Origin of the sequence: Sphaerospermopsis kisseleviana CS-549, assembly GCF_028329225.1 — a bacterium.
Lineage (GTDB): Bacteria > Cyanobacteriota > Cyanobacteriia > Cyanobacteriales > Nostocaceae > Sphaerospermopsis > Sphaerospermopsis kisseleviana.
Window position 1 is genome coordinate 14215 of the sequence record NZ_JAQMTI010000028.1, and the last position, 25554, is coordinate 39768.

The 25554-nt window shown below is 39.1% G+C and carries 32 protein-coding genes and 1 pseudogene; 24 read left to right on the forward strand and 9 right to left on the reverse strand.

The genetic code is table 11. The features are described 5' to 3' along the window. Positions 1-9: 9 nt before the first annotated feature. From PN497_RS02275 to PN497_RS02315, 9 genes and pseudogenes are all read left to right on the forward strand, one after another. Positions 10-135 carry a hypothetical protein gene (locus PN497_RS02275; protein ID WP_272109497.1) on the forward strand — a complete coding sequence of 42 codons (126 nt, stop codon included), beginning with the start codon at positions 10-12 and terminating at the stop codon, positions 133-135. A 219-nt stretch (positions 136-354) separates the two neighbouring features. Then, positions 355-1839 carry an RHS repeat-associated core domain-containing protein gene (locus tag PN497_RS02280; RefSeq protein ID WP_409349313.1) on the forward strand — a complete coding sequence of 495 codons (1485 nt, stop codon included), beginning with the start codon at positions 355-357 and terminating at the stop codon, positions 1837-1839. Positions 1840-2008: 169 nt separating this feature from the next. Then, a complete protein-coding gene (locus PN497_RS02285; RefSeq protein ID WP_096571726.1) occupies positions 2009-2329 on the forward strand; it encodes a DUF6572 domain-containing protein in 321 nt (106 codons plus the stop codon). A 207-nt stretch (positions 2330-2536) separates the two neighbouring features. After that, positions 2537-2740 carry a type II toxin-antitoxin system HicB family antitoxin gene (locus PN497_RS02290; protein WP_028091145.1) on the forward strand — a complete coding sequence of 68 codons (204 nt, stop codon included), beginning with the start codon at positions 2537-2539 and terminating at the stop codon, positions 2738-2740. Next, positions 2737-2938, forward strand: a pseudogene (locus PN497_RS02295) (type II toxin-antitoxin system HicA family toxin). The gene PN497_RS02290 and the pseudogene PN497_RS02295 overlap by 4 nt, the downstream one beginning before the upstream one ends. 48 nt (positions 2939-2986) lie before the next feature. Next, the gene (locus PN497_RS02300) at positions 2987-3208 is read left to right on the forward strand and encodes a hypothetical protein (protein WP_272109498.1); all 222 of its coding nucleotides are present in this window, start codon (positions 2987-2989) and stop codon (positions 3206-3208) included. 76 nt (positions 3209-3284) lie between these two features. Further along, entirely contained in the window at positions 3285-3512 is a 228-nt protein-coding gene (locus PN497_RS02305; protein ID WP_096571723.1) for a DUF2281 domain-containing protein, read from the forward strand. Further along, positions 3509-3904 carry a type II toxin-antitoxin system VapC family toxin gene (locus PN497_RS02310; RefSeq protein WP_096571722.1) on the forward strand — a complete coding sequence of 132 codons (396 nt, stop codon included), beginning with the start codon at positions 3509-3511 and terminating at the stop codon, positions 3902-3904. The genes PN497_RS02305 and PN497_RS02310 overlap by 4 nt, the downstream gene beginning before the upstream one ends. Positions 3905-3906: 2 nt before the next feature. Continuing rightward, positions 3907-4209 (forward strand): hypothetical protein, encoded by a 303-nt coding sequence (locus PN497_RS02315; RefSeq protein WP_272109500.1) that lies wholly within the window; start codon positions 3907-3909, stop codon positions 4207-4209. On the opposite strand, the gene PN497_RS02320 is transcribed toward PN497_RS02315, so the two are convergent. Together PN497_RS02320 and PN497_RS02325 are read right to left on the reverse strand one after the other, a co-directional pair. Continuing rightward, on the reverse strand, positions 4154-4450 hold the full coding sequence (locus tag PN497_RS02320; protein WP_096571721.1) for a hypothetical protein: 297 nt from the start codon (positions 4448-4450) through the stop codon (positions 4154-4156). The two genes, PN497_RS02315 and PN497_RS02320, sit on opposite strands and share 56 nt — an antisense overlap. A 21-nt stretch (positions 4451-4471) precedes the next feature. Beyond that, a complete protein-coding gene (locus PN497_RS02325; protein ID WP_272109501.1) occupies positions 4472-4744 on the reverse strand; it encodes a hypothetical protein in 273 nt (90 codons plus the stop codon). Between the two features lie 203 nt (positions 4745-4947). On the opposite strand from PN497_RS02325, the gene PN497_RS02330 reads away from it, so the two are divergent. Together PN497_RS02330 and PN497_RS02335 are read left to right on the forward strand one after the other, a co-directional pair. Further along, positions 4948-5166: a hypothetical protein gene (locus PN497_RS02330; protein ID WP_096571719.1), complete on the forward strand. Its 219-nt coding sequence runs from the start codon at positions 4948-4950 to the stop codon at positions 5164-5166. A 4-nt stretch (positions 5167-5170) separates the two neighbouring features. Beyond that, on the forward strand, positions 5171-5569 hold the full coding sequence (locus PN497_RS02335) for a PIN domain-containing protein (protein ID WP_096571718.1): 399 nt from the start codon (positions 5171-5173) through the stop codon (positions 5567-5569). Here PN497_RS02335 and PN497_RS02340 read toward each other — a convergent pair. Next, on the reverse strand, positions 5553-5741 hold the full coding sequence (locus PN497_RS02340) for a hypothetical protein (RefSeq protein ID WP_272109504.1): 189 nt from the start codon (positions 5739-5741) through the stop codon (positions 5553-5555). The genes PN497_RS02335 and PN497_RS02340 overlap by 17 nt on opposite strands. A 12-nt stretch (positions 5742-5753) precedes the next feature. Between PN497_RS02340 and PN497_RS02345 the strand changes: the two genes are divergently transcribed. The 4 genes from PN497_RS02345 to PN497_RS02360 all read left to right on the forward strand — a co-directional run bounded on the left by PN497_RS02345 (position 5754) and on the right by PN497_RS02360 (position 6993). Further along, complete coding sequence (locus PN497_RS02345; RefSeq protein ID WP_096571717.1) at positions 5754-6227, forward strand: type II toxin-antitoxin system VapC family toxin; 474 nt, start codon at positions 5754-5756, stop codon at positions 6225-6227. After that, positions 6227-6382, forward strand: a complete 156-nt coding sequence (locus PN497_RS02350) for a hypothetical protein (protein WP_190647202.1) — start codon at positions 6227-6229, stop codon at positions 6380-6382. The genes PN497_RS02345 and PN497_RS02350 overlap by 1 nt, the downstream gene beginning before the upstream one ends. Before the next feature lie 208 nt (positions 6383-6590). Next, a complete protein-coding gene (locus PN497_RS02355; protein ID WP_096571716.1) occupies positions 6591-6797 on the forward strand; it encodes a prevent-host-death protein in 207 nt (68 codons plus the stop codon). Then, entirely contained in the window at positions 6778-6993 is a 216-nt protein-coding gene (locus PN497_RS02360) for a Txe/YoeB family addiction module toxin (protein ID WP_096571715.1), read from the forward strand. Before PN497_RS02355 ends, PN497_RS02360 begins: the two co-directional genes overlap by 20 nt. A gap of 132 nt (positions 6994-7125) precedes the next feature. Here the strand turns inward: PN497_RS02360 and aroB are convergent, their stop codons facing one another. Next, a complete protein-coding gene (aroB, locus tag PN497_RS02365; protein ID WP_096571714.1) occupies positions 7126-8223 on the reverse strand; it encodes a 3-dehydroquinate synthase in 1098 nt (365 codons plus the stop codon). Positions 8224-8391: 168 nt separating this feature from the next. Here aroB and petL point away from each other — a divergent pair, with 168 nt between their 5' ends. Beyond that, positions 8392-8484 (forward strand): cytochrome b6-f complex subunit PetL, encoded by a 93-nt coding sequence (gene petL / locus PN497_RS02370; RefSeq protein WP_096571713.1) that lies wholly within the window; start codon positions 8392-8394, stop codon positions 8482-8484. A gap of 82 nt (positions 8485-8566) precedes the next feature. On the opposite strand, the gene bioB is transcribed toward petL, so the two are convergent. After that, positions 8567-9571 carry a biotin synthase BioB gene (gene bioB / locus PN497_RS02375; protein ID WP_272109507.1) on the reverse strand — a complete coding sequence of 335 codons (1005 nt, stop codon included), beginning with the start codon at positions 9569-9571 and terminating at the stop codon, positions 8567-8569. 76 nt (positions 9572-9647) lie between these two features. Here bioB and PN497_RS02380 point away from each other — a divergent pair, with 76 nt between their 5' ends. Then, positions 9648-10217, forward strand: coding sequence for a GNAT family N-acetyltransferase (locus PN497_RS02380; RefSeq protein ID WP_096571711.1), 570 nt, complete (start codon positions 9648-9650; stop codon positions 10215-10217). Positions 10218-10364: 147 nt separating this feature from the next. After that, positions 10365-11813, forward strand: a complete 1449-nt coding sequence (locus tag PN497_RS02385; RefSeq protein ID WP_096571710.1) for a protein adenylyltransferase SelO — start codon at positions 10365-10367, stop codon at positions 11811-11813. A 44-nt stretch (positions 11814-11857) separates the two neighbouring features. Here PN497_RS02385 and PN497_RS02390 read toward each other — a convergent pair whose 3' ends face one another. The 3 genes from PN497_RS02390 to PN497_RS02400 all read right to left on the reverse strand — a co-directional run bounded on the left by PN497_RS02390 (position 11858) and on the right by PN497_RS02400 (position 13589). Then, positions 11858-12913 carry a glycerate kinase gene (locus PN497_RS02390; RefSeq protein WP_096571709.1) on the reverse strand — a complete coding sequence of 352 codons (1056 nt, stop codon included), beginning with the start codon at positions 12911-12913 and terminating at the stop codon, positions 11858-11860. Between the two features lie 185 nt (positions 12914-13098). After that, on the reverse strand, positions 13099-13431 hold the full coding sequence (locus PN497_RS02395; protein WP_096571708.1) for a DUF565 domain-containing protein: 333 nt from the start codon (positions 13429-13431) through the stop codon (positions 13099-13101). Then, positions 13335-13589, reverse strand: coding sequence for a hypothetical protein (locus PN497_RS02400; protein WP_272109511.1), 255 nt, complete (start codon positions 13587-13589; stop codon positions 13335-13337). The genes PN497_RS02395 and PN497_RS02400 overlap by 97 nt, the downstream gene beginning before the upstream one ends. Positions 13590-13645: 56 nt before the next feature. Between PN497_RS02400 and PN497_RS02405 the strand changes: the two genes are divergently transcribed. Both PN497_RS02405 and PN497_RS02410 read left to right on the forward strand, forming a co-directional pair. Further along, positions 13646-14260: a hypothetical protein gene (locus PN497_RS02405; RefSeq protein ID WP_096571706.1), complete on the forward strand. Its 615-nt coding sequence runs from the start codon at positions 13646-13648 to the stop codon at positions 14258-14260. A 232-nt stretch (positions 14261-14492) separates the two neighbouring features. Then, positions 14493-16310, forward strand: a complete 1818-nt coding sequence (locus PN497_RS02410) for an ArnT family glycosyltransferase (protein WP_096571705.1) — start codon at positions 14493-14495, stop codon at positions 16308-16310. A 62-nt stretch (positions 16311-16372) separates the two neighbouring features. Here the strand turns inward: PN497_RS02410 and PN497_RS02415 are convergent, their stop codons facing one another. Continuing rightward, the gene (locus PN497_RS02415; protein WP_096572832.1) at positions 16373-19651 is read right to left on the reverse strand and encodes an ATP-binding protein; all 3279 of its coding nucleotides are present in this window, start codon (positions 19649-19651) and stop codon (positions 16373-16375) included. Between the two features lie 644 nt (positions 19652-20295). Here PN497_RS02415 and PN497_RS02420 point away from each other — a divergent pair. The 4 genes from PN497_RS02420 to PN497_RS02435 all read left to right on the forward strand — a co-directional run bounded on the left by PN497_RS02420 (position 20296) and on the right by PN497_RS02435 (position 25100). Then, complete coding sequence (locus PN497_RS02420; RefSeq protein WP_096571704.1) at positions 20296-20892, forward strand: KaiA family protein; 597 nt, start codon at positions 20296-20298, stop codon at positions 20890-20892. Between the two features lie 173 nt (positions 20893-21065). Beyond that, positions 21066-21380, forward strand: a complete 315-nt coding sequence (gene kaiB, locus PN497_RS02425; protein WP_096571703.1) for a circadian clock protein KaiB — start codon at positions 21066-21068, stop codon at positions 21378-21380. Positions 21381-21517: 137 nt separating this feature from the next. Then, positions 21518-23062 (forward strand): circadian clock protein KaiC, encoded by a 1545-nt coding sequence (kaiC, locus tag PN497_RS02430; protein WP_272109514.1) that lies wholly within the window; start codon positions 21518-21520, stop codon positions 23060-23062. A gap of 127 nt (positions 23063-23189) precedes the next feature. After that, the gene (locus tag PN497_RS02435) at positions 23190-25100 is read left to right on the forward strand and encodes a TolC family protein (RefSeq protein WP_096571701.1); all 1911 of its coding nucleotides are present in this window, start codon (positions 23190-23192) and stop codon (positions 25098-25100) included. Positions 25101-25554: the final 454 nt, after the last annotated feature.

Genomic DNA, 25554 nt, shown 5'->3' on the forward strand with positions numbered 1-25554 from the left:
CTGACCAGCATGACTGATGAACTTGGTCATCAAACTCTTTATCAAATTGATCCCAATAACGGTAATCTTTTATCTCTAACTCAGGTAGTGGGTGAAGTTGGTGGCAATGATGATATTATTACCCAATTTACCTAGACAAATAATGGCTTAGTTGACCTGATTACCGACCCTCTAGGACGGATTACTGATAGTGATTATGATGCGAATGGTCGTTTAATTTCCATCATCTACGCTAAGGGAACAGCAGACGAAGCAAAACGCCAATTTGAATATGATTTAGCAGGTAATCAAACGGCAATTATTGATGAAAATAGTAATCGCACTACCTTTGAATATGATGCACTGAATCGGTTAGTGAAAATTATTGAAGCTGACCCCGATGGCAATGGTCCTTTAACTTCTCCGATTACTACCTATAGCTATGATGCTGATGGGAATTTGATATCAACTACTGATGCTGTAGGTAATGTGAATCAAAATACCTATGATAAGTTGAATCGGTTGATTGAAAATATTGATACACTCAACCAAAAGACCAGCTATAGTGATGGTGAAGGTAATCGCACTAAGCGGACAGAAATTGCTACTGGTCAGGTGACAGAGTATGTCTGGGATTACCGAAATCGTCTGACAAAGGTAAGTTTCAAAGATGCGGCTGGTAATGAGATTAAGACTGTAGAGTACACCTACGATGTTAATAACCGTCGCCTTGCCAAGAGTATTGATGCTGATGGTTCTGGTGCGGCTACTCCAACAGTGGAAAGGTATGTCTATGATGGACAGAATATTGCTCTCACCTTTGATGGTAATGGTACACAAACTCACCGTTATTTCTATGGTACGGGCGTTGACCAGATTTTAGCGGATGAGAATGGTCAAGGTCAGGTATTGTGGACGCTGACTGATAATCAAGGTACGGTCAGGGATTTAGTTGATGGAACTGGAACTGTTCAGAATCACATTACTTATGACAGTTTTGGCAAGATTACCAGTCAGACTAATCCAGTGTTTACAACAATCTTTGCTTATACTGGACGCGAGTTTGATGGTGAGACGGGGCAATACTACTATCGCGCTAGATATTATGATCAAAATGTAGGTAGATTTATTGGTGAAGATCCGATTGGGTTTAGTGCTGGGGATGCTAACCTTTATCGGTATGTTGGTAATAGCCCGACTAATGCTAATGATCCATCAGGTTTAATCATAGATACTGCAGCAGACACCATATTTATTGGCTATGACATCTATAAGATTGTTAAAGACAATATCTTCGGTAACTGCGACAATCTTGGAGAAAACTTACTTGCTTTAGGGGCTGATGTTGCTGGAGCGTTCATACCCTTTGCAACTGGAGGGGGTGCTGGTGTTAGAGCAGCTAAGGCAGCCGAGCGTGCGCTTGAAGCAGCCAGAGCTACTGAGCGTGCGGCTGAAGCTGCTAGAGCATCTGATCGTCTGGGTGATGCAGCTAGAGAAGTTCCCCAAATCACTGTCAACAAAAAACAAGGTGATTTAGGTGAACAGTTTATACGAGATAAACTAAATAATCACCCAAAATGGGAGGTTGTGGGAGAGCAAATTCGTATAAATACCCCAGAAAATGCAAGTCATCGAAATGTTGATATTGTGATTCGCAATAAAGAAACTGGAGAGTTAAGAAATCTTGAAGTTAAAACAGGAGGAGCAACTAGAGATGCACGTCAAGTTGCTAAGGATCAAGAAATAGCTAGGGGACAAGGTACTACATTCTCAGGAAAACGCGCTAATGATGCTGGATTTGCTAATGGTACACCTACAGGACCTATACCCACTTATGTTGTAAGACCCAGAGTTCAGTAACTCCTAAGAGGCACATTTTAAAATCCTTACTTAGTAAAAATTTCAGAAACTGAAAAAAAATGTGCTTCTTTTGTTTGTTGTAAAATAGCTTTTATTTTTTTGTTGAAGGCTCATATCTTTAGCAAAAAAATATATATAATCAGGATGATAATCAAATAAGGTATTAAATATGTCTGTAGAGAATCCAGAAATAATAGATGCAGTAATTTATAATTATGAAGAACAAAAAATAGGTCTAGTCATTATCGTATCAAAGCATTGGAATGAATATGATGATATTCTAGATTTGCTAAATAATAAAATTAATATGTATGTTTATTTTGTACAAAGTAAGCAGTTAGAAGAAACATACCCAGAATACAATCCTAATACTGTATTTTTTCAAATAGAATCTATAGAGAAGCCACCTCTTTATTTCATTGAAGGAATAGAGGACTTTAATAAACAACTTAAACAATATAACCTTTATATAGAAATTGGTAGTAATTAGGAATATTGTTTGGGATGTTGGGAGGTGCGATCGCTTTTAGGGATGTGAGAGGGCGATCACTTTTTAGGGATGTAAGGGGCGATCGCTTTTTGGGGTGTGGGAGTGCGTTCGTCCCAGTGCTGACTTGTCAGCTCGCTCTCAATGGAGAAATTTTTGGAATTAATCTGTTAAAATTGGTTCAGGTAAACAAGTCCAAATGTAAAATCAATGAAAATTAAAGCTATTATTTATCCTGCCCAAGAAGGGGGTTACTGGGCTGAAGTACCTGCACTTCCTGGTTGTATAACAGAAGGGGATACAATGGAAGAATTAATTAATAATCTTCAAGATGCTATACAAGGTTGGCTAGAAGTAGCAAATGAAATTCAAAAACCAGATCCAATCTCACAAGTGATTGAAATTGCAGTATGAAATCAATTTCTGGGAAAAAATTATGTAAAATTGTTGAGAACAAAGGTTGGATTCTCAAAAAAATTACAGGCAGTCACCATATTTATGAAAAACCTGATGAAAGTAAAATTATTTCTATTCCTGTACAATCAAGATTTAAAACTTGGGACTTTAAAATCAATCATGAAGATAGCTGAATTGGTAGAAGATGATTTGTAATTAATGTTTGTTGTGTAGGCTATAACATACGTTAGTCTTAGAGGGCATTTGAAAACTTTACCGAAGGCGATCGCTGTTTTGGGATGTGGAAGGCGATCACTTTTGGGGATATGGGAGGGCGATCGCTTTTGGGGTGTGGGAGAGCGATCGCTTTTGGGATATGGGGGTGCGATCGCTTTTTGGGATGTGGAAGGGCGATCGCTTTTTGGGGTGTGGGAGTGCGATCGCTTTTTGGGATGTGGGAGGGCGATCGCTGTTTTGGGAATGTGAGGGGCGATCGCGAAGCACGACCTAAAAATCATTTGCTAAAATAGAAGTAACTTAAAGTTACAGGAAAAACAAATAAATGATCACTTTAGAAATGGCGATCACTAAAATTAAACAATTACCTCTTGAACAGCGCAATGAAGTAATTAAATTTATCGAGTTCTTAGAATTTAAAGCAGGAAACATTGATCTTGCTTCCCAAGAAACAAAAACTACAAAAAATTACCCACTGAGAGGAAAACCTATTACCATTGCTAATGATTTTGATGAACCTTTGCCGGAACTTTGGGAAGCATTAGCAGAATGATTTTACTAGATACCCATATTTGGCTATGGTTACTTCACGATCCTAGTCAATTATCACAAGCAGCACAAGCAGCTATTGAAAGTGAAGAATCTCAAAATGGCTTATTAGTTTCCGCTATTTCTGTTTGGGAAGTAGCAGTTAAATCTAGTGTCGGTAAATTAGTTTTGCCTTTACCCATTGATGAATGGTATCAGTTAGCGCAAACTCATTCAGGTATAATCATAGAACCTTTATCACCCATAGATGCAATTGCCAGTACACAGTTACCAGACAATTTTCACAAAGATCCAGCAGACAGAATTTTAGTTGCTATTGCTAGACGTTATGAAATTCCCCTTGTTACCTGTGATGCCAAAATTTTAAATTATCCCCATGTAAAAACGATTTGGTAAATATGCGATCGCTTTTTGAGATGTGGGAGGGCGATCGCTTTTTGGGATGTAGAGGGGCGATCGCTTTTGTGGATGTGAGGAGTGCGATCGCTGTTTGGGATGTGGAGGAAGTACGATCGCTTTTGGGATGTGGGAGTGCGATCGCTGTTTGGGGATGTGAAGGGGTGATCGCTTTTTGGGGTGTGGGGGGGCGATCGCTTTTGGGATGTGGGGGGGCGATCGCTTTTTGGGGATGTGGAGAATCGAGAACTAATCATCTCTATTTCCACGAGTTAAATAACGGACTTCCTCCAATAAAATATTAAATCGCTGATCGCTTTCAGCTTGTCTTTGTTTGATCAATTCCATTTCGCGCTGATTTTGAGCAGCTACTTGTAGCAATGCTTGAGCTGTTACTCTCAACCCATCTATGCTATCTTTAACTTCAGTTATACTTTCCCTAACTTCAGTCACACTTTCTCGCAACTCAGTCACACTTTCTCGCAACTCAGTCACACTGGAAGCCAAATCATCAAGCATTTCATCATTCCACCGTTGTACAGTCATAGTATGTTCTTAATATTGCAATTAAACTAATGTTCTAATTATACCAAAGATATCGCTTGTTTGGGAATGTGAGAGGGCGATCGCTGTTTGGGGATGTGGGAGTGCGATAGCGAAGCGCTCCGTAGGAATCGCTTTTGGGGAAGTGAGAAGTGCGATCGCTTTTTGAGAATGTGGAGGAGTGCGATCGCTTTTTGGGATGTGGGATGCAATCGCTTTTTGAGAATGTGGAGGAGTGCGATCGCTTTTGGGATGTGAGAGGGTGTTTGAAAAGTTTTGGATCGTGATTTTAGGCACTTCATGATCCCCCCTAACCCCCCTTAAAAAGGGGGGAACTAGAGTCAAAGTCCCCCTTTTCAAGGGGAATTTAGGGGGATCTAGAAATAGTTGATACACCATCAGCGACTTTTAAAACATCCTCTGATGCTTTCAGGAATGGTAAAGGAAATAAACTGAGGTATAATAGAACTAACAAGCAAATAAAGACTAGGAAAATAGATATGATTACAGTAGAATTTCAAACCACTATTGAAAATGGGATGATCAAAATTCCCGAACAGTACCAACAACAGTTAAAACAACCCAATATAGTTAAAGTCACTCTTCAACAAGACACTTCTGAACAGTCTGGAAATTACCTCCAATATTTATTAGAACATCCGTTAAATATAGAAAAATTAACTCCAATGAAACGAGAAGAAATTTACGAAAACGAATAAAAAAATGACATTTTTAGATTCAAATATCTGGATATATGCACTTAATCAGAGTCAAGATATCCGAAAACATCAAATTGCTAACCATCTAGCCACACAAACAGGACTTTATTTAAGTACCCAGGTAATCAATGAAGTTTGTGTAAACTTAATCAAAAAAGGAAATTTTTCTGAAAATCAAATTCAAAATCTTATTCAAAGTTTTTATCAAATTCATCATATCATTGAACTTGATTTGAATATATTGTTAACAGCATCCACATTAAGAACAAAATATTTATTCTCATTTTGGGATAGTTTAATTATCGCCAGCGCACTATCAGTTAATGTGAATCAACTCTATTCAGAGGATATGCAACACGGTTTTACAGTGGAAGGATTACAAATTATTAATCCTTTTCTCTAAGCGATCGCTTTTTTTGGGATGTGAGAGGGCGTAAGCGTTGCGCTGCTGCAAGCAGTTCGCTGTTTGGGGATGTGGAGAGGTGCGATCGCTTGTGGGGGGGGAGGTGAGAGAGCGATAGCGATAGCATACCTACAGCTATTTCTGTGTTAAACTCAGAATTTTCTAACGTCAACTCAACATAATAATGAAATCAAAAATTTACATTGAAACAAGTATTCCCAGCTTTTACCATGAAATTCGGACTGAACCGGATATGATAGCGCGTAAAGAATGGACTCGTTTTTGGTGGAATAACGTCAGACAAAAATATGAACTGGTTACAAGTATTGCAGTTTTAGATGAACTGAACAAAGGCAATTTTCCTAATAAAGAAGAAGTCATTCAACTTCTAAATGATATCCAGTTGATAGATATAGAGCCAGAAATTGCTGAAATTGTCCAAACCTATATTCAAAATCAGGTTATGCCTAATGATCCTTTAGGCGATGCTCTCCATCTTGCCATAGCATCCTATCATAAATGTGATTTCCTGTTAACATGGAATTGTCGCCACTTAGCTAACGCTAACAAGTTTGGACATATTAGACGAGTAAATGTTATGCTAGGTTTGTATGTCCCTGCACTCGTGACACCTTTAGAATTAATGGAAGATAACTAATGATTACTATTGATGATTCTGTACTGCAAAAAATTCGAGAAATTCGTCATCAAATTTCTGAAAATAATCAGCATAATCCGCATAAATTAATTAAGTATTATCTAGAATTACAGCAAGAATACAAAACCAAAAAATCTAAATTAAGCGTTCAATAATTTTATGCTTGTTTAGTGCGTAAGCGTTGCGCTCCGCAGGAATCGCTTTTGGAATGTGGAAGTGCGATAGCGAAGCGCTGCTGCAAGCAGTTCGCTTTTTTTGGATGTGAGAGAGCGATACCTACGGTAAGCTACCGCTAACACCAATAGCTCATCAAAACTTTTGCAATTATAATTGTTAACAACCCAGTAAGTTATATTCGCAGCTATGAATAACGCATTACAATATATTTGTGATTCAGAAGGGCAAACAGTTTCCGTAGTTGTACCCATTGCCCTTTGGCAAGAAATAATGGCTGAGAGAGAAACCGCTTATCTATTAAGCAGTTCAGCCATGAAAGCAAGATTACTTGCAGCTAGAAAACGTCAAGAAGGAATTTCTTTGGAAGCAGCCTGTGAAAAACTTGGAATTTGATATGGATGCTTTTGAGGACTTAGCTTGGTGGATCGAAACTGATCGTAAAAAAGCATTAAAAATCATTAAACTAATTCGTGAAGTACAACGTAATCCATTTGAAAGCACAGGACAACCTGAAGCCCTAAAACACGATCTATCTGGCTGCTGGTCAAGGCGAATAGATCAAGAACATCGTCCAATACTATTCGGTTAACGAAATTTTCTACTTAAACAACCTATTGTATAAAAACAACAAATTGTTGAAGATGTTGGGTTTCGTTCCTCAACCCAACCTTGTATCTTAGAGGAGGTTGCATCTTGCCCGCTAAACTGATGTGGAAATGCTTTAACCTGCCATTTCCTCTAATACCTGCCTGATAGTATCCGTTGGTACTTCGTCTGTCACTTTAACTGCACCTATTTGGGTAGGTAACACAAACCGCACTTTCCCAGATTTGACTTTTTTATCTAATTGCAAAGCATCAATAATCGCTGCAATATCTAAACCTGCTGGTAATTTTGTCGGTAAACCTGCTTTTTTAATCAGTGCATTTTGACGTTCTGTGTCGGCTTTTTGCCAAAGTCCCAATTTTACAGCAATTTCCCCTGCTGCTATCATGCCAATACCCACAGCTTCACCATGTTTCAACAAGCGATAATTGGTTAAACTTTCCACCGCATGGCCGATAGTATGACCATAATTCAAAATTGCCCGCAGTCCAGATTCTTTTTCATCTTGACTGACAACATCTGCCTTCGCTTGACAAGAATGAGTTAATATGTAATTTATCAGGTCGGATTTTACATAGCGGAGTTGGTCAAGGTGCTTACTCGCTTCCAATTGAGTAAACAATTCAGCGTCCCAAATTACGCCGTACTTGATCACTTCCGCCATTCCCGCCCTAAATTCGGCTGCTGGTAAGGTTTTCAGGACTTCAGGATCTATTAATACTAAACTGGGTTGGTGAAATGCACCGATCAAGTTTTTACCTTGAGGATGGTTAACGCCGGTTTTACCACCTACAGATGAATCTACCATTGCTAATAAGCTGGTAGGAACTTGGACAACATTAATTCCTCTTAACCAAGTAGCAGCAGCAAACCCAGTCATATCACCAACCACACCACCACCTAAAGCGACCATCGTTGAGGAACGTTCTAACCGATGTTCTAAGGCCACATCATAGATTTTTTGGATGGAGTTTAAAGTTTTGTAGCGTTCTCCAGGGGGGAGGTTGTAGTGAACCACATCAAAACCAGCATTTTTTAAAGAGGCGATCGCCCTTTCCCCATAATGTTTAAATATCATCGGGTTAGAAACCAACAGTACCTTTTTACCCAGTTTTAAACCCGTCATCTGTTCACCCAGTTGATCTAAACTCCCTGGTGCAACAGTGATTTCATAAGAATTTTCTGGTATATCAACTTTAATTACAGAACTCATTTAACAACCCTGATATCATCACAATTTCGCGTATTTTATCGCAGTTTGGGTACTGGTGAATGGTGACTGGTGAATGGGTAGTAGTTGATAATTATGAATTATGAATTACGAATTACGAATTATTAATGATTCAATATATTTAGTGAACTAATTTCTGGAGTAATACAAATGGCTATCGTTGAATACATTGCATTTTTAGTCGTGTTTATGGGTATCGCAGTTGGTTTATTATTTGGTCTACGTTCCGCCAAGATCATCTAATTCCTAATTATTCACCCTAAAACCCTTTCTAGAGGCGGGTTTTCCCGCCCTTGATAAACAAACTCAAACCCTAACAGGTTTTCTACTCTGTCACCTGACCAGCAGGTGTTTTCCCCTGCTTCTCAAACGGTGGCCGCATTTCTAAACCCAATAAATTCAACATTTGCCGATCTGCATCATAATCAGGACAGGGAGTAGTCACCGTCAACATCTTATTATCATCACTGGAAAAAATCGAATTAGCACCCGCCATAAAACATAAAGCTTGTTCAACTTGGGAAAGTTTCGCCCTCCCCGCACTTAAACGCACATCAGAAGTGGGCATAATAATTCTAGCAGTGGCAATCATCCGCACCACTTCCCAAATCGGAACTGCCGGCTGATTTGCCAACGGTGTACCCTCAACCTGTGAGAGAATATTAATAGGTACTGATTCGGGATGGGGTTGTAAATTAGAAAGGGTGTATAACATTCCTACCCTATCCTCAATGCTTTCACCTAAACCGAGAATACCACCAGAACACACGGTTACATTAGTCGTGCGGACGTTTTCAATGGTGTTTAGGCGATCGCCATAGGTCCGAGTAGTAATCACAGTGCTATAATATTCCTCAGACGTATCTAAATTGTGATTATAAGCATATAATCCCGCATCTTCCAAATTTTGAGCTTGGTTTGCAGTTAACATCCCCAAAGTACAGCAAACCTCTAAACCCATCGAGGTGACATCTTTTACCATATCCAGGACTTGCTCAAACTGGGAATTATCCCGCACTTCCCGCCAAGCAGCACCCATACACACCCGACTTACACCGGTTTCCTTTGCTTTTTTAGCAATATTTAACACCGTATCCTTTTCTAAAAGTGCTTCCGGTTTTACCTCGGTTTTATAGCGTGAAGACTGAGCGCAATAACCACAATCTTCCGGGCAACCACCAGTTTTAATAGATATCAACTTACAAACCTGTATTTGTTTAGGATTATGAAATTGCCGATGTACAGTAGCAGCTTGATAAACAAGCTCTAGAAATGGTGTATTATAAATAGCCAAAATCTCATCTTTTTGCCAATTGTAGCGTATTCCCACCGTGACTATCCTTTTTTAGAATGTTACCAAAATAAACAAAATTACAGCAAAAACAGCAAAATAATAATTTTAGTATATGAAATCAGAACTGCCACTAATTAAAACTAACCGCTTATTTTTAAAAGTAGCTACTTCCGAAGATATACCGCAAATCATCAAATATTTTACTATAAATAAAGACCATCTTACTCCATTTTCACCTACTTGGGCTGATGGTTTTTTCACAGCAGAATATTGGCAATATCAAATTGAGCAATATCATCTAGAAATTATTCACGGTTGCGGTTTAAGATTCTTTATACATCATCAAAATAACCCCAAAGAAATAATCGGCGTTCTCAACTTCAGTAATTTTATACGCGGAGCAGCTAGTTTTTGTAATGTTGGATATAGTTTAGCAGAAGCAGCACAAGGTCATGGTTACATGACAGAAGCATTAAAAGCGGGAAATAAATATATATTTAATGAACTAAATTTTCACCGGATCATGGCCAATTATATGCCCCATAATCGCCGTAGTGGTAATGTATTAAAAAGAGCAGGTTTTGTAATTGAAGGATATGCTAGAGACTATTTATTAATTAATGGTCAATGGGAAGATCATATACTTACCAGTTTAACTAACTATAAATGGAAACCGTATTAACAGGAGTCAGGAGTCAGGAGTCAGGAGTCAGGAGTCAGGAGTCAGGATAAAGAATTGATGTTTTAACCCTATTCCCTATTCCCTATTCCCTATTCCCTATTCCCTATAATGTAAGATAAAGAGAACACCAATTAAAAACTACTAAAAATGACACTTGCTGAAACTCCAAATCCCACCACTTCAAGTAATCCTTTACTATCACTTAAATATGAAAGTGCCTTAGAATCATTAGGTAATGATTACTATGATGAAGTCGCAGCCGAGGAATTTCCTCAACACATTTTGCGCTGGCGTAATAATGCAATTTTACCACGCTTAGGACTTGAAGCAACAACAGTAAAAGACGAAGATTTTATTCACGCATTTGGTAAATTTCAAAGCAGAAAACCATTTTTAGCATTGCGTTATCACGGTTATCAATTTGGTGAATATAATCCCCATTTAGGCGATGGTAGAGGGTTTCTTTACGGACAAGTTAGGGGAATAGATGGGGAATTATATGATTTTGGGACAAAAGGTTCAGGAAGAACACCTTACTCCCGTGGTGGTGATGGAATGCTCACTCTGAAAGGAGGAGTTAGAGAAGTTTTAGCCGCAGAAGCATTACATCGTTTAGGTGTGAAAACTTCCCGTTGTTTAAGTATGATTGAAACCGGGTTAAGTTTATGGCGTGGTGATGAACCTTCTCCCACTCGTTCCTCAGTCATGATTAGAATGAGTAAATCTCATATTCGGTTTGGAACTTTTGAAAGATTGCATTATTTAAAACGACCTGATTTAACTCAAAAATTGTTAGATCATGTGATTGATGAATATTACCCAAACTTGAAAAATGAAGATGATAAATATGCTTTATTTTATGCTGAATTAGTCAAAAGAGTAGCCGAGTTAGTAGCGCAATGGATGGCAGCAGGTTTTTGTCATGCAGTTTTAAATACTGATAATATGTCAATTACCGGTGAAAGTTTTGATTATGGACCTTATGCTTTTATTCCTTCCTATGATCTATACTTTACTGCTGCTTATTTTGATTATTATCGCCGCTATTGTTACGGACAGCAACCAAGTATTTGTCATCTGAATTTAGAACTATTGCAAGAACCGTTAAAAGCAATCATTGATCTTGCTGATTTGCATCATGGTTTAGGTAAATTTGCCGAATACTATCATCTGGAATATCGAAATTTAATGTTGAAAAAGTTAGGTTTTGAAGATAGTAACTTAGCGGAAGGTGATGATTTATTAGATTTGACAGTTACTTTTTTGAAAGATAGTCAAATTAATTATCATCAATTTTTCGCAGATATGGCGCAGACTTTTTCTATGAAATGGCGTGATGAACCAGCTTTAGTAATGAATGGTTCTGATATTGTCCCATCTGTAGGTTCATCAACTATTTTTGATAATTGGTGTCTGCTTTATCATAAAATCCTGAATAATTTTGACCCTGAGCAAATGCAGACAATTTCCCAAACTTTAGCTAAATATAATCCCCAAGCAAATTTATTAAGACCAGTGATTGAGTCTATTTGGCAACCAATTGTAGAAGAGGATAATTGGCAACCTTTTTATGATTTAGTCAAAGGATTTCAATAGAACGTTTGATTGAGATTCTGATGGTTAAACAGGTGTAATTTCAGTTAACATTTGTCAGAGTGATAACTAGAGATTGCACCAAAAGAGTGATCAGTATTCACTTGAATGACTAAATCAACTTTCGAGGATCTTAATAATGGCTTGATCAATAATTCTGGATGTAATGAACGCCAAAAGTAATTGACAAATTCCTCGATTTGTGGATCATTCATGCCGGATTTACCAGCAGCGATCATTTTTCTTTCAGCTTGTTTACGCCATTCTAAAGAACAACGATAATCGCTGGGATCAAGTGCTATCAAGCTATCTAAGCGTTGCCATAGTGGTAAATAAGCTTGCAGTTGGTGATTCATGTCACGAGCAAAAGCCCGATCATCATCTGTGATAATGGGGGGTGGTGTGGTAGTAAAAGCTTGGGGATCAATGGGTAGTACACCCACAAACCAACCTTCAAACAGGACTATATCAATGTTGGTGACAATTTCTGGGGTAGAGCGATCGCCAGCACCAGAGTAAGCAGATTTATCGAAGCGGGGAACTGTCACAGGACTGTTGCCTTGACGAATTTGATCGAGTACACTTAAACCTAAGTCGATATCGTGAGTTCCTGGTGGACCACGCCAAATCAAACGGGGATCTTGCTGCGTTAAAGTCAAGCGATCGCTGTATGTTTTGTATAAGTCATCCAAAGATAAACTTAAAGTAGAGTATCCCAACTCCTGAAGAATCAAACTGAGAATCCGGGACATTGTGGTTTTACCAGTACCTTGTCCACCTAAAATCCCCTGAATGAAAGGTCTGCCTAACTTTTGTCGCTGGGATGCAATTTTTATTCCCAACGGTAGCCATAAATCCCACAATACCTGTAACATAGCCTGAATGGGAATTTGCAGGTTATTTTCACAAAATTGGTTAAAAGCAGGGAAAACCGATTTCAGTAGCTGCGATCGCTCTTGAATAACTTGAGTTACATTGTGGGGGGTAATATTAAAAACATTTGCCCTCACAGGATCAGCCAGTGTTGCTGCTTGTGCTAACACTTGCCAATCAGCATCTATTTCACCTGTGAGCAAAAATTCATTTAGCCACTCACTGAGCATAACTAGCACCCATTACCAAAATAACTTGATCAATTGATAATTGACAATTGATAATTGTTTCATTCAACGCTGAAAAACTTCCCTTTTCAGGGAAAAAAGCCAAAAATTCTGCTTTTTCAAGACTCTGACTTGAACCGGAGAGGTAATTGTCAATTTTTCATTGTTAATTGTCCATCATTGAAATCTTACGAACCCAGCTTAAAGGCTTCTAAGAATAGACTGTAGATGAAACCAACTTTCAGAAAGTTCAGAGTTTCCACCCACAGAGCTTGTCTAGCCAAAAAGCGGCGACTGTAAAAAATCCTGCTGGTGATCTCCGTTAGTAAAACCAAAAAAGCAGCGGCCACCATATCCAACTCGGCCTTTTGTCCAGCGGTAGTAGATACTGCCGATCCCATAAAAAAACCAAATAACCAACTGATTAAAAGTAGGGATAAGCGCCGCCAAGGATTAACAAACCATTGCTCCACACTCCTAGCAATGGTACTGAATAGGTTGTTAAGACGAGTATTTTGCATATTGGGGACTGGGGAATGGGGACTGGGGACTGGGTACTGGAGACTGGAGACTGGAGACTGGAGACTGGTGACTGGGGACTGGTGACTGGTGACTGGGGACTGGGGACTGGGTAATAGGTAGTAGGTAATAGGTAATTAATTATATTTTTCCCAATCACCAATCACCAATCACCAATCACAACTGAAAAAAATCTTATCTCTAAAAAGTATGATTATGAAATTTTCTATGTATCGCAATTTGGCAGTGATAACTTTTGCATTAGGATTACTAGGACTTGTAGCCGGATGCTTAGGACTGAGTGTATCCTTTGAGCCTGAGCAGCCAGACATTTTATCAACACTGACAGATCAAACCGCTACATTAGAAAAACAGACAAACTCACCAAGTGCGTCAAAGCAAGTTCTATCTGCTAGTACAACTAATGTCGCCAGTGCAACCAGCAAGCAAACAGAAAAACCCACTACAGAAAATTCACCTGCCCAAACTGATCAAACTACAAACTTTGGCAGTTTGCGAATGAGTAATAAAACAAATCAGCCTGTGCGTTTGGTCCTCTTAGGGCAACATTCAACAGTTAAAAATACCTCAGCCAATAAAAATAAATATAATGTTCCGGCACATTGGGATTTTGATCCCCAAGAAGGTAGTGAAAAAGGTTTAATTTTATCTCTGCCAGAGGGTAATTTAAAACTAGATCAAGGAGATATTTTAGTGGCCTTTGCCCAAGATGGCTCTCGACGCTATTGGGGTCCTTATGTTGTTGGGAAAACTCCCTCACCAAAATGGAATCCCCAAACCGAAGAATGGGAATTAATATTAATTCCTTAATGGGTACCCTGTCACCTATTCCCTATTCCCTCATCTAAATTGATCCCGGAACAAACAGGTAAAACCACTTTAGAGGTTGTTTCAAAAGTTTTTTATTGTCGCAAATACGGTAGGTTTACCCACACCCCACACTCTAGCTGTGACCTGAGAACAAAATATAACTAATAAACGACTTTTGAATTATTGTGTTTATGGGAAAGACACAATTTACCGTGTCTGTAAATATGGATTTATGAGGATCAAATTGAGCGATCGCCCTCCTATTGACCAATGGTTTAAAAACATAGAACAGCGTCCAGCCCCTGCTGTGACTATTGCTATCCTCTGGTTGCTGTTGATTAACTTCATAGCTTTTGTTTGGAATTTGGGTAGTATCGGCTTAGTTGACGAAACAGAGCCACTTTTCGCCGAAGCTTCCCGGCAAATGCTAGTTACAGGAGATTGGATCACACCCTTTTTTAATGGTGAAACTCGGTTTGACAAACCAGCGTTAATTTATTGGTGTCAAGCGATCGCCTACTCTATTATGGGCGTAAACGAATGGGCAGCACGTATACCCTCAGCACTAGCCGCAACTGCTGTCACAGCTTTATCGTTCTACATTGTGCAGTGGCATTTTGCCAAAAAAGATCAACTAGAACAAACAGCAAACCCCACCCGTCGTTACCTAACAGCCGCCCTAGCATCAGCTATCATGGCACTCAACCCAGAAATGATAGTTTGGGGAAGAATCGGTGTATCTGATATGTTACTCACCGGTTGTATAGCCTCCGCCTTACTATGTTTCTTTTTGGGATACGCTCAAAATTCCACCCCTTCCCGCTTCCCTAATAAATGGTATTTAGCTAGTTATGTGTTGATGGGTGGAGCAATTTTAACCAAAGGACCAGTCGGCATAGTTTTACCAGGTTTCATCATGATCGCCTTTGCCGTATACTTAGGCAAATTCTGGCAACTATGGCGAGAAATGCGCCCAATTTTCGGACTATTCCTAGTCTTCCTCGTATCTGCTCCCTGGTACATCTTAGTGGCTTGGCGCAATGGCTGGAATTTTATTAATGCCTTTTTTGGCTATCACAACATAGAACGCTTTACAGAAGTAGTTAACGGTCACTCAGCGCCTTGGTATTTTTACTTTTTAGTCGTGTTATTGGGGTTTGCACCATATTCAGTTTTTATCCCTGCATCTATAGCTAGACTAAAATTTTGGCGGCGTTCCCACTTTCTCAACCAAGAACGTTCTCAACACTTAGGTTTATTTGTCTGTTTTTGGTTTTTAGGTGTATTTGGGTTTTTCACCATCGCTGTCACCAAACTTCCCAGTTATGTATTACCTTTAATGCCAGCAGCAGCTATTCTGGTAGCTTTATTTTGGAGTGATCTATTTTCCCACACCCAAACACAAAAATCTTTCCGCATCAGCAGTTGGGTAAACGTTGCCTTTGTATCTACAATAGCAGTCGCCTTATTTAACCTCTTCAAATTAGTAGGCACAGATCCCGCAGCACCGGAACTTTACCAGCAAATTCAAAATTCAGGTTTAACAAATTGGGGGGGTATAATTTGGCTGGTTACTGCGATTATTATCGCCGCTTTCATATTAATTCGTAGTTTCCGTCCCATCATCGCTATTAATATTGTGGGATTTGTAGCATTTTTGGCAATTGTTTTAATGCCAGCATTATTTATGATGGATGCACAAAGACAAGCACCTTTAAGACAATTATCTGTACTTGCAGTTGAAGAAAAACAACCTAATGAAGAATTAGTCATGGTAGGTTTCAAAAAACCAACAGTAACTTTCTACTCACAAAAAAAAGTCACTTACCTTTCTGCTGCACAAGAAGCTTTAGATTATATTCACACTCAAGCAGCCAAAAAAACTAATCCACCATCATTACTACTTTTAGCCGAACATAAAAAGTTGATGGAAATGGACTTACCACCAGATAATTACAAAGATATTGCCACTAAAGGAGCTTATAATTTGATTCGCATACCCTTCCAACGTATTAAACAAGATAAAAAGGAAAAAATGAAAATTTCGTAATTTGTAAACAAGGGAATAGGTTGACAATTGTCAATTATCAATTGTCAATTGTCAATTATCAACTACCCCTTTCCTAATGCTTGATTAATTTGATTTAATAAGTCTGCCATTGAAATCGAATGAGGCAGTCTCTGAATAGCGATACTTTCGGGTATTTCTCCCAACAAATAATCATTATTTTGATTATTTTGGGTTTGATCAATGGCTGTATTTACCTGATTTAATTTTTTATCAATTACCAAAATTGGAGGTAAATTAAAAGATAAATCTGATAAATCTGACAAAGCTTTTAACGCTTCTTGTGCTTCTTTATCAGCAGCAGATTCTCCCAAACCAATTAATAGTAAATCAACACTTTGATGGCGAATTTGTTGCAAAACTTCAGTCCAAGAGTTACCCATAGCAGCTTTAAAACCAGCAGTTTGTAAATACTGAATTAAAGCTTGAAACCACTCATATCCCCTTTCATTATTCTGTGCAGAATAACCCATTTCCTGATCATTTGTGAGTGTTTGGTTAATATCTTGTACAGCAGATTTCTTTTGTAACCTATAACCCTTAGCTGACTTGCGTTTTACCTGTGGCAAATCACCCAACTTAGCCACATCTACGACTAAAATATTAGGAGGACAACCAATATTAGAAGCAATTTCCAACACTGATAATAAAGGATCTGGTTTGCCGTGACCATGCTCATTTTCCCTACCCAATGGCGTTAAGCAAGGAAATACACCCAATCCTGGTATTTGGGAAGCTGCCAAGGTTGTGGCTACATCACAAGTCACCAAAGGCAATTTTGCTAACCTTTGGTACTTCATCAAGTGTTGCAGATAATGTTGGGCATTAGAACTGTCAACATCCAACAAAATCACATCAAACTGCCACACCCGCGCTAAAATTTCTGCCTGATCTAAATCATCTACTTCAATGACTCGATGTTCACGCAGGGAGGGTTGGGGATTAACAGACTCTAATTCTGGATTCACCAACCGCAGAATCCGCAACGGAGTTTTTTCCGGTACAATATCGGTATTTGTTAAACCTACCTGCTGAACTTCTGGTGTAGCACACAATCTTTCTAGAATGGGTACTAAAGCTTGATGTTCCACTGGCAAACTCAAGAAAGCATCAGCCCTGTTAGCGTAAGCGTGTTCTTTTTCTGCCCCCGTAGCGGTGATAATCACAGGAATATGGTGAGTTGCACTATCAGATTTTAGTAAAGTCAGTACATCCCAACCGGAAAGCAGGGGTAGTAAGGGATTCAAAAAGATCGTTTTTGGTTGCAAGCGCCGCGCTTTTTCTAATGCTTCTGTCCCTGAACGCGCAATCACCACCCGATAACCTAAACCTTTCAGATTTTGGGTCAGGTCTTCAATATATCGCGCTACTGCCTCAACTACTAATATTAACCTTTGAGAAGAAATAGGTTGATGTACTTCTAAATTTCCCCCCTCTGATTCAGAAAAACTGGTTTTGGGAGGAGAAGGAGGTAATAACAATGTAAACTGGCTACCTTTACCTTCACGAGACAAAAAGCTCACATCTCCACCATGTAATCGAGCTAAAGCCCTTGTTAATACTAACCCTAAACCAGTGCCTTCAAATTGGCGAGTTAGGGGATTTTCTAACTGTTGGAATTTTTGAAAGATTAAATGTTGTTGATGTTCAGGAATACCAATACCTGTATCCCACACTGTAAAAGCAATCCATCCTTCCCAGCGATTTACCCGCAACCCCAGTTTCCCAGTGGTTTCAGTGAATTTAAAGGCGTTGGAAAGTAAGTGTACCAGCATTTGCCGCAAGCGTAATTCATCTGCTACCATCTCCTTTAAACCAGGTTCAATGGTCAGGCTGAATTGGTGATCATCTGAAAAATCGGTGCTTTTGCTCGGTTGACTGTGAAGTGTTCTGGCTTCTGATAAAGCGCGATCGCACACTTCCCGAATCTGTACCAGCGATGGAGTCAGTTCCATCTGTCCCGTTTCCATCCGCGTCAAATCTAAAATGTCATTCACCACACTCATCAAATGACGGCCACTTTGATGAATCAAACCCGCATAACGTGCTTGTCTTTCGTTCAGTTCTCCTAATTGTTGATCTGCCAGTAATCTTGACAAGCCTAAAACTGCTGTCAAGGGCGTTTTTAATTCATGGCTAATACAAGCTAGAAACTCATCTTTCAACCGATTAAGTTGAATTAAATCAGCATTTTTAGCTGCCAATTCTTTAAAAAGTTGTTGTTGTTCGGTCACATCCGTAGCTAAAACCAACCACAGATTATCAGTGAAATTTGCTGAATTATTAGTTGAGTTGACAACTTCTGCATCACTACCCCCAACTTTTAATTCAGGACTATCCAGGAGGATTTTAGCAAACTGCCAAATTTGCTCTTGACCATTTTGCACCTGAACAACACAAGTACAAGTACCTTGTTGAGCATCCAAATAGCAATGACTGGATGTAGCATTTGCTTTTCCTTGCTGCTCCTGCATCATTGCTAAAACCGATGTGGAGTGAGGTGCTTGACTGCTTGTATGCAAGTTATGACTTCTGGCTTCTGGCATCAGCGTCACAGCATCTTCACTTGCACCCTTGTTAATATCACAATAAGCCTTGAATGTTTGTCGATGGATATATTCTGGGTCTTCACGCCTGACAGGAGATAGGATAGTTTCTACTTGTAGCCTAATTCCTTCTGGATCTTTCAAAACTCCCAATTGTTGCCACCAAGCAGGATTTTGTGTTAAAACTTCACCGGTGCTTGTTTGCAACATTAAAGGCCAAGGCAGTCTTTCCAATAACTGCACTAAAGCGTTATATCTCGGTGATTGATGTTGATTCTGCTTATAAGAGCGATTTTTTCTTCTAGTATTATTTTCCGTCGTCCCAGCAACTTTAGAGGCAATTGTAACTTTATTTTTAGCTAAAAAGCTGAGTAGGCGTAGGTTATCTAGCAGACCTAAAAATTTACCATCTGCATCAATCAATGCCCAATCTAAATTTTTATTTTTTTGGTTTTGTTGGTGACGTAAAAACAAACTTAATTTATCCAGTGGTTCAGAAGCTGGTATGGTTTTGATGGGCGAAATCAGACTAGGACTCAAAGTGGAAATTGATTGCTGTAGATTTAAAAACGTTTCACCACTGGCTGCTGTTAATAATTTTGGGATTAAACGGGCAGAATACAATAATCCTATGGGACTTTGTTGTTGATTTACCACTACCAAGCGATCGCACTGTTCTTTCTCCAAAATCTCCAGCACCACTGCCAGAGTGCTTGTTTGGGAGCAACTGGGTACGGTTGCTAGAAAGTCATAAAGCGGGTACTGTAGCATTAACATAAAGCTTAGGGGATCTTTCTTCCTGTAATTGCCTCTGGCATCAACATCTGCCAAAGTGCTGATATTTTTCAGGCCTGAAGCCATATCCTCCTAAAAGACGCATAAAATCTTTCCTAGAGATACTGTAAATCTATTCCAGCGATTCACTCACTTTGATCGGCAATTTCCCAATTTCATCATTCCCAGAGCAGTTATACTTGAATGTGCCACTCTTGTGAATGAGTAAACAACCAGCATCTTACTGGTATGGAAACTCCTGATGGATAGTTACAGCTAAAACAATTATCGCTCCAAAGATTATTTTAGAACCTTGAGGAATTATAATGATTTAAAATGAAACCATACTTTAAATTTGTTTATGCATCTTATCAAGGAGTACAATGGAAAAATCTATATGCCGATAGATAGACATTTATAGATCATCAGATTAGCTACCACACATTCTCTGTTGAACGCTTCACCGATTACCTACTAAGTTATATCACTGACGGACAAAACCAGTTAGGAATTGGTAATTTCTCAATAATTTTTGACAAAAGGCGTTCTTTACCCTGATTTTACTGAAAAGTTTTTATCAAACTGAATCAGCACTGAAGCGACACTCTCAGCGTTCATCATATATAAACAATATATATAAACAATAAATGTTATTACCTATATTATTGATTTGTCCAGCAATTCTTAAGAAATATTTATATAATGCTGATGCGGCAAATACCCAAGCTGGTTTAATCGGGCAGTGCAGGAATTTGATTGATGAGATTTTTTCTCAATTTTTTGGGTTGCCGCTGACTGCTACCACTCCTATCAACGGACAGTTTTTACACAATAGGATGCAGTTAAATAACAATCTATCAGGGAAGCATCTTAATAAGAATAATCATGTATTGGCGTGTAATGAACAGAAAAGCCAGCAATGGTTTCAAGAAATGAGTCCATCGGAAAAGCAGGAACTATTAGCGAACCTCAAATCTGATTACCGGAAAATTCTCATCAATTATTTTATCACAGACAAAACTCTCAAAACTGCAATTGATAAATTCATCAACACCTTATTTTATGCTAATATTCCTGTGCCACAAATTATAGAAATTCATGTAGAACTGATTGACGAATTTTCCAAACAGCTAAAATTAGAAGGCAGGAGCGATGAAACATTACTAGATTACAGGCTGACCTTGATAGATATTCTGGCACATTTGTGTGAAGTATATAGATGTTCTATGTCTAAAATGAACTGAGATAAATTCATGCTATCTTGGATTTTGACTCATGAGTTAAAGAATCAAAAATTGACAGGATTGATTTTTAAATTGTTTAAGATTAATCCTATTGCAACAGGCATCTGTTATTAGTTTCAACAAATGCATCAGCCTATTTTGTATTCCTATTCTGATATCTAAACTGTACATTTATGAATAAAGTCCAAAAAACCTATGTTCTCAAGCTGTATGTCGCAGGGAACACACCCAACTCCGTGCGAGCATTAAACACACTCAAAAACATATTAGAACAGGAGTTTCAAGGAGTTTATGCCCTAAAAGTAATTGATGTTCTCAAAAACCCACAATTGGCAGAAGAAGACAAAATTTTAGCCACACCGACATTATCAAAGATTTTGCCCCCTCCCGTTCGCAAAATCATAGGTGATCTTTCAGACAGAGAAAGAGTTTTAATCGGTTTAGACTTACTTTATGAAGAATTAAATGAAGAAGACTGGCAACAGTAACATATAGCAGTCAGCATTCAGCAGTCAGTATTCAGCTTTTTAAAACTCTTGACCCTAGTAAAGAACATTTTTTCATAAAAACTCTGTACAGACTTTAGGAATTTAAAAAATCGGGTTAAAGACCTATATAATCAACAATGAGTGACCAAGAGCAACAAGAACAACAAAAACCAGCAAGTGGTGGTGTAGAGAAAATTCGCACCATGATTGAGGGCTTTGACGATATTAGTCATGGCGGTTTACCAGTGGGCAGAACAACCTTAGTCAGCGGTACATCTAGTACTGGGAAAACCTTATTATCCCTGCAATTTCTTTATAATGGTATCACCTACTTTGATGAACCAGGAGTATTTGTTACCTTTGAAGAATCACCTAGCGACATTATTAAAAATGCCCATATTTTTGGCTGGAACTTACAAAAACTAATTGAAGAAGGCAAACTGTTTATTCTCGACGCTTCCCCCGATCCCGAAGGGCAAGATATTGTGGGTAACTTTGACCTTTCCGCCTTAATTGAGCGATTACAATATGCGATTCGTAAATACAAAGCCCATCGTGTTTCAATTGACTCCATTACCGCAGTCTTCCAACAATATGAAGCAGTGGGAGTAGTGCGGCGCGAGATATTCCGCCTCGTAGCACGTCTTAAACAATTATACGTCACCACACTCATTACCACAGAACGGGGAGAAGAATATGGACCTGTAGCTTCCTTTGGGGTAGAAGAATTTGTGTCTGACAACGTAGTAATTGTTCGCAACGTTTTAGAAGGAGAACGCCGCCGCCGCACCATAGAAATTCTCAAATTGCGCGGTACAACCCACATGAAAGGTGAATATCCATTCACAATTACTAATGCTGGAGTTAACATCTTCCCCTTGGGAGCAATGCGTTTAACACAAAGGTCTTCAAATGTCCGTGTATCTTCAGGAGTTAGCACCCTAGATGAAATGTGTGGTGGTGGTTTCTTCAAAGATTCGATTATTTTAGCCACAGGAGCTACAGGTACTGGTAAAACTCTCTTAGTCAGCAAATTTATTCAAGATGGTTGTGTCAGCGGTGAACGAGCAATATTATTTGCTTATGAAGAATCCCGCGCTCAACTGTCTCGAAATGCTTATTCTTGGGGAATTGACTTTGAGGAATTAGAACACCAAGGTTTATTAAAAATAATTTGTACCTATCCTGAATCAACAGGTTTAGAAGATCACTTACAAATTATTAAATCAGAAATTGCCGATTTTAAACCAGCCCGCATTGCTATTGACTCCCTTTCCGCATTAGCTAGAGGCGTAAGTAATAATGCTTTTCGCCAATTTGTAATTGGGGTAACAGGTTATGCCAAACAAGAAGAAATTACAGGCTTCTTTACCAATACCAGTGACCAATTTATGGGATCACATTCCATTACAGATTCTCATATTTCCACCATCACTGACACAATTATTATGTTGCAGTACGTAGAAATTCATGGAGAAATGTCACGGGCAATCAACGTCTTTAAAATGCGGGGTTCGTGGCACGATAAAGGGATTAGGGAGTACAATATTACGGCTGATGGACCTAATATTAAAGATTCCTTCCGTAATTACGAGAGAATTGTCAGTGGAGCGCCTAGCCGCGTTAGCATAGACGAAAAGGCGGAACTTTCTCGCATTGTTAAACGTTTTGAAGACAAATAAACTGCTAAATCCCGAAAGAAGCTAAATTCGGTATATAGTATGTTATTTGCTTCATTTAGCATCATGTTATATTCTGTGAGAAGACAAGTTTTCTGCCGCTAAATGGTTTTTCTTGTGAGGGGATGCGGTGAAAAGACAGCAAATATTATTTCATAGTTTCTTACCTGGTGTAACAGCAGCAGTATTAACAACTCAATCAGCTTGGGCTGGAACATTCAAAGTTGATGAGGTAAAGCTGGTGTCTTCTCCTGGTGTCTTGGCTGCAACCGATGTGAAAACCTCAGTTGTGGAAATCAATAGGCAACTGCCCATTACTGCGGTTGATAATTCTCCAGCCTTTTTACCTAATCTTGATTTTAGTCAACTCAGTTTTCCAGCTACGGTGAATCAGAGTGTGACAGAAATTACTGCTGCTAATAATACCAATGTGCCAGCAGTAAAAAGCCTGAAAACTGTTTTACCAGTTTCAGTCTCTGTGACAAAAGTATCACAGTTAACAGCACTAAATAAGTGTTTACAGGCAGAACAGAAAAGCCAAGCAGCTTTGCTCCTGTCCACAAGTAGTTGTTTACAAAAAAATGTAGATAAGGATAGTCAAAAGGTAGCCCAGGTAAATGTTCCTACTGAATCAGGAACTCCAAATACAGAGCTACCTGCTCAGAATACACAAAATGTAACACCTACTCCTACAAGTTCTACGGAGACAACACTGGAAAACCTGAGTCCCAGTTCTAATCCTCTGGTATTTCCTACTAAACCAGAGGAAGTGAAACTTCAGGAAACTCAGCCGATTACTTTAGAACAGGCTCTGGAATTGGCAAAGCGGAATAATAATGATCTACAGGTAGCTGTTTTGCAGTTGGACAATAGTAAAGCGGCTTTAAAAGAAGCTCAAGCTGCCTTATTGCCCACTGTCAGTTTGAGTGGTAATGTCACTAACAGCCGTAGCACTAACAGCACACGGGTAGCTAAACAATCACAAAGGTTCAATCCTGAAGCACCTGATGCTGAATCTAATACCGCCTTCGATAGTCAAGCGCAACTGAGATATGACCTTTATACCTCTGGGAGCAGAAACGCTGCGATAAAGCAGGCTGAGGAACAGGTGCGTTTTCAGGAATTGGATGTAGAAAGGCAATCTGAAGAAATACGCTTAAACGTCGCCACAGATTACTATAGTTTGCAACAAGCAGATGAAAATGTGCGGATTTCTCGATCAGCAGTCGAAAATTCTCAGGCTAGTTTGCGAGATGCTTTGGCTTTAGAACGGGCTGGAGTGGGTACAAGATTCGATGTATTGCGATCGCAGGTGAATTTAGCCAATGCTCAACAAGAGTTAACTAATGCTCTGTCTCAGCAAATCATTGCTCGGCGACGGTTAGCGGTGCGGTTAAATCTGCCCCAATCTGCGAATATTAGTGCGGCTGATCCTGTACAATTAGCTGGTCTGTGGGAAAGAAGCTTAGAAGATAGCATTGTCTTGGCTTATCAAAACCGTCCCGAACTACAACAGCAGTTGGCACGACGCAATATTAGTGAACAGCGCAGGAAACAAGCTCTAGCATCTTTAGGACCACAAATTAGTTTAGTTGCCAGCTATGACTTGCTAGATGTTTTTAATGATGATGTCAATGTCAGTGACGGCTATTCTGTGGGAGTGCGAGCCACTTTGAATTTATATGATGGTGGCGCGGCAAGAGCAAGGGCAGCCCAGGCTAAAGCTAACATGGCAATTGAGGAAACTCGATTTGCACAACAACGCAACGAAATCCGCTTTCAAGTAGAACAGGCTTATTCTACCCAAGTTGCTAACTTGGAAAACGTGCAAACTGCTAATGCGGCTCTTGAGCAAGCCAAAGAATCCCTCAGATTAGCGCGTTTACGTTTTCAAGCTGGTGTAGGGACTCAAACCGATGTCATTAACGCAGAAAATGAACTCACCAGATCCGAAGGTAATCGCATTCGCGCCATTTTGGATTATAATCGTGCTTTGACAGAGTTACAACGCTTCGTCACCTCCAGAGCTTTTAATAAGTAAACAAATATAGCAGGAGTCAGGAGTCAGGAGTCAGGAGTCAGGAGTAAAACCCTTTTGTAGTAAGAGTTTCGTGATTAATTGATGTCCTAACTACTCTGTCTCCGGCTATAAAAACTGTTTACAAACCCCAAAAAGCCTCATTGCCAGTTATTAGACTGTAAAATGAGGCTTTTTAGTGAAAAACGCTATATTTGTTACAGGTGATTGGTGATTGGGGACTGGTGATTGGGAATAAATATGTTTCTTTCTTCTGCTATATAAAACCTAGACAAAGCTAGACTTTACTTTCTACTTCAACGGGAGCATGGGAGCGGTTATCCCTCAGTAGACTTGCACGCCTTAGCCAGACGCGATATTTCTCAAGTTAAGATTTACAAGAAAGACTACCGCTATCATTGCTTGGTTTTCGCGTTGGCAATAGTCTTAATTCAATACTTGATATCGTAGGATTATA

What these genes read in the sequence shown, in the direction of transcription:
- PN497_RS02275 (WP_272109497.1), top strand. Translation starts at nt 10, where the DNA reads ATGACTGATGAACTTGGTCATCAAACTCTTTATCAAATTGATCCCAAT.
- PN497_RS02285 (WP_096571726.1), top strand. Translation starts at nt 2,009, where the DNA reads ATGTCTGTAGAGAATCCAGAAATAATAGATGCAGTAATTTATAATTAT.
- PN497_RS02290 (WP_028091145.1), top strand. Translation starts at nt 2,537, where the DNA reads ATGAAAATTAAAGCTATTATTTATCCTGCCCAAGAAGGGGGTTACTGG.
- PN497_RS02305 (WP_096571723.1), top strand. Translation starts at nt 3,285, where the DNA reads ATGATCACTTTAGAAATGGCGATCACTAAAATTAAACAATTACCTCTT.
- PN497_RS02310 (WP_096571722.1), top strand. Translation starts at nt 3,509, where the DNA reads ATGATTTTACTAGATACCCATATTTGGCTATGGTTACTTCACGATCCT.
- PN497_RS02315 (WP_272109500.1), top strand. Translation starts at nt 3,907, where the DNA reads ATGCGATCGCTTTTTGAGATGTGGGAGGGCGATCGCTTTTTGGGATGT.
- PN497_RS02320 (WP_096571721.1), bottom strand. Translation starts at nt 4,450, where the DNA reads ATGACTGTACAACGGTGGAATGATGAAATGCTTGATGATTTGGCTTCC.
- PN497_RS02330 (WP_096571719.1), top strand. Translation starts at nt 4,948, where the DNA reads ATGATTACAGTAGAATTTCAAACCACTATTGAAAATGGGATGATCAAA.
- PN497_RS02335 (WP_096571718.1), top strand. Translation starts at nt 5,171, where the DNA reads ATGACATTTTTAGATTCAAATATCTGGATATATGCACTTAATCAGAGT.
- PN497_RS02345 (WP_096571717.1), top strand. Translation starts at nt 5,754, where the DNA reads ATGAAATCAAAAATTTACATTGAAACAAGTATTCCCAGCTTTTACCAT.
- PN497_RS02350 (WP_190647202.1), top strand. Translation starts at nt 6,227, where the DNA reads ATGATTACTATTGATGATTCTGTACTGCAAAAAATTCGAGAAATTCGT.
- PN497_RS02355 (WP_096571716.1), top strand. Translation starts at nt 6,591, where the DNA reads ATGAATAACGCATTACAATATATTTGTGATTCAGAAGGGCAAACAGTT.
- aroB (WP_096571714.1), bottom strand. Translation starts at nt 8,223, where the DNA reads ATGAGTTCTGTAATTAAAGTTGATATACCAGAAAATTCTTATGAAATC.
- petL (WP_096571713.1), top strand. Translation starts at nt 8,392, where the DNA reads ATGGCTATCGTTGAATACATTGCATTTTTAGTCGTGTTTATGGGTATC.
- PN497_RS02380 (WP_096571711.1), top strand. Translation starts at nt 9,648, where the DNA reads ATGAAATCAGAACTGCCACTAATTAAAACTAACCGCTTATTTTTAAAA.
- PN497_RS02385 (WP_096571710.1), top strand. Translation starts at nt 10,365, where the DNA reads ATGACACTTGCTGAAACTCCAAATCCCACCACTTCAAGTAATCCTTTA.
- PN497_RS02390 (WP_096571709.1), bottom strand. Translation starts at nt 12,913, where the DNA reads ATGCTCAGTGAGTGGCTAAATGAATTTTTGCTCACAGGTGAAATAGAT.
- PN497_RS02395 (WP_096571708.1), bottom strand. Translation starts at nt 13,431, where the DNA reads ATGCAAAATACTCGTCTTAACAACCTATTCAGTACCATTGCTAGGAGT.
- PN497_RS02405 (WP_096571706.1), top strand. Translation starts at nt 13,646, where the DNA reads ATGAAATTTTCTATGTATCGCAATTTGGCAGTGATAACTTTTGCATTA.
- PN497_RS02410 (WP_096571705.1), top strand. Translation starts at nt 14,493, where the DNA reads ATGAGGATCAAATTGAGCGATCGCCCTCCTATTGACCAATGGTTTAAA.
- PN497_RS02415 (WP_096572832.1), bottom strand. Translation starts at nt 19,651, where the DNA reads ATGTTAATGCTACAGTACCCGCTTTATGACTTTCTAGCAACCGTACCC.
- PN497_RS02420 (WP_096571704.1), top strand. Translation starts at nt 20,296, where the DNA reads ATGTTATTACCTATATTATTGATTTGTCCAGCAATTCTTAAGAAATAT.
- kaiB (WP_096571703.1), top strand. Translation starts at nt 21,066, where the DNA reads ATGAATAAAGTCCAAAAAACCTATGTTCTCAAGCTGTATGTCGCAGGG.
- kaiC (WP_272109514.1), top strand. Translation starts at nt 21,518, where the DNA reads ATGAGTGACCAAGAGCAACAAGAACAACAAAAACCAGCAAGTGGTGGT.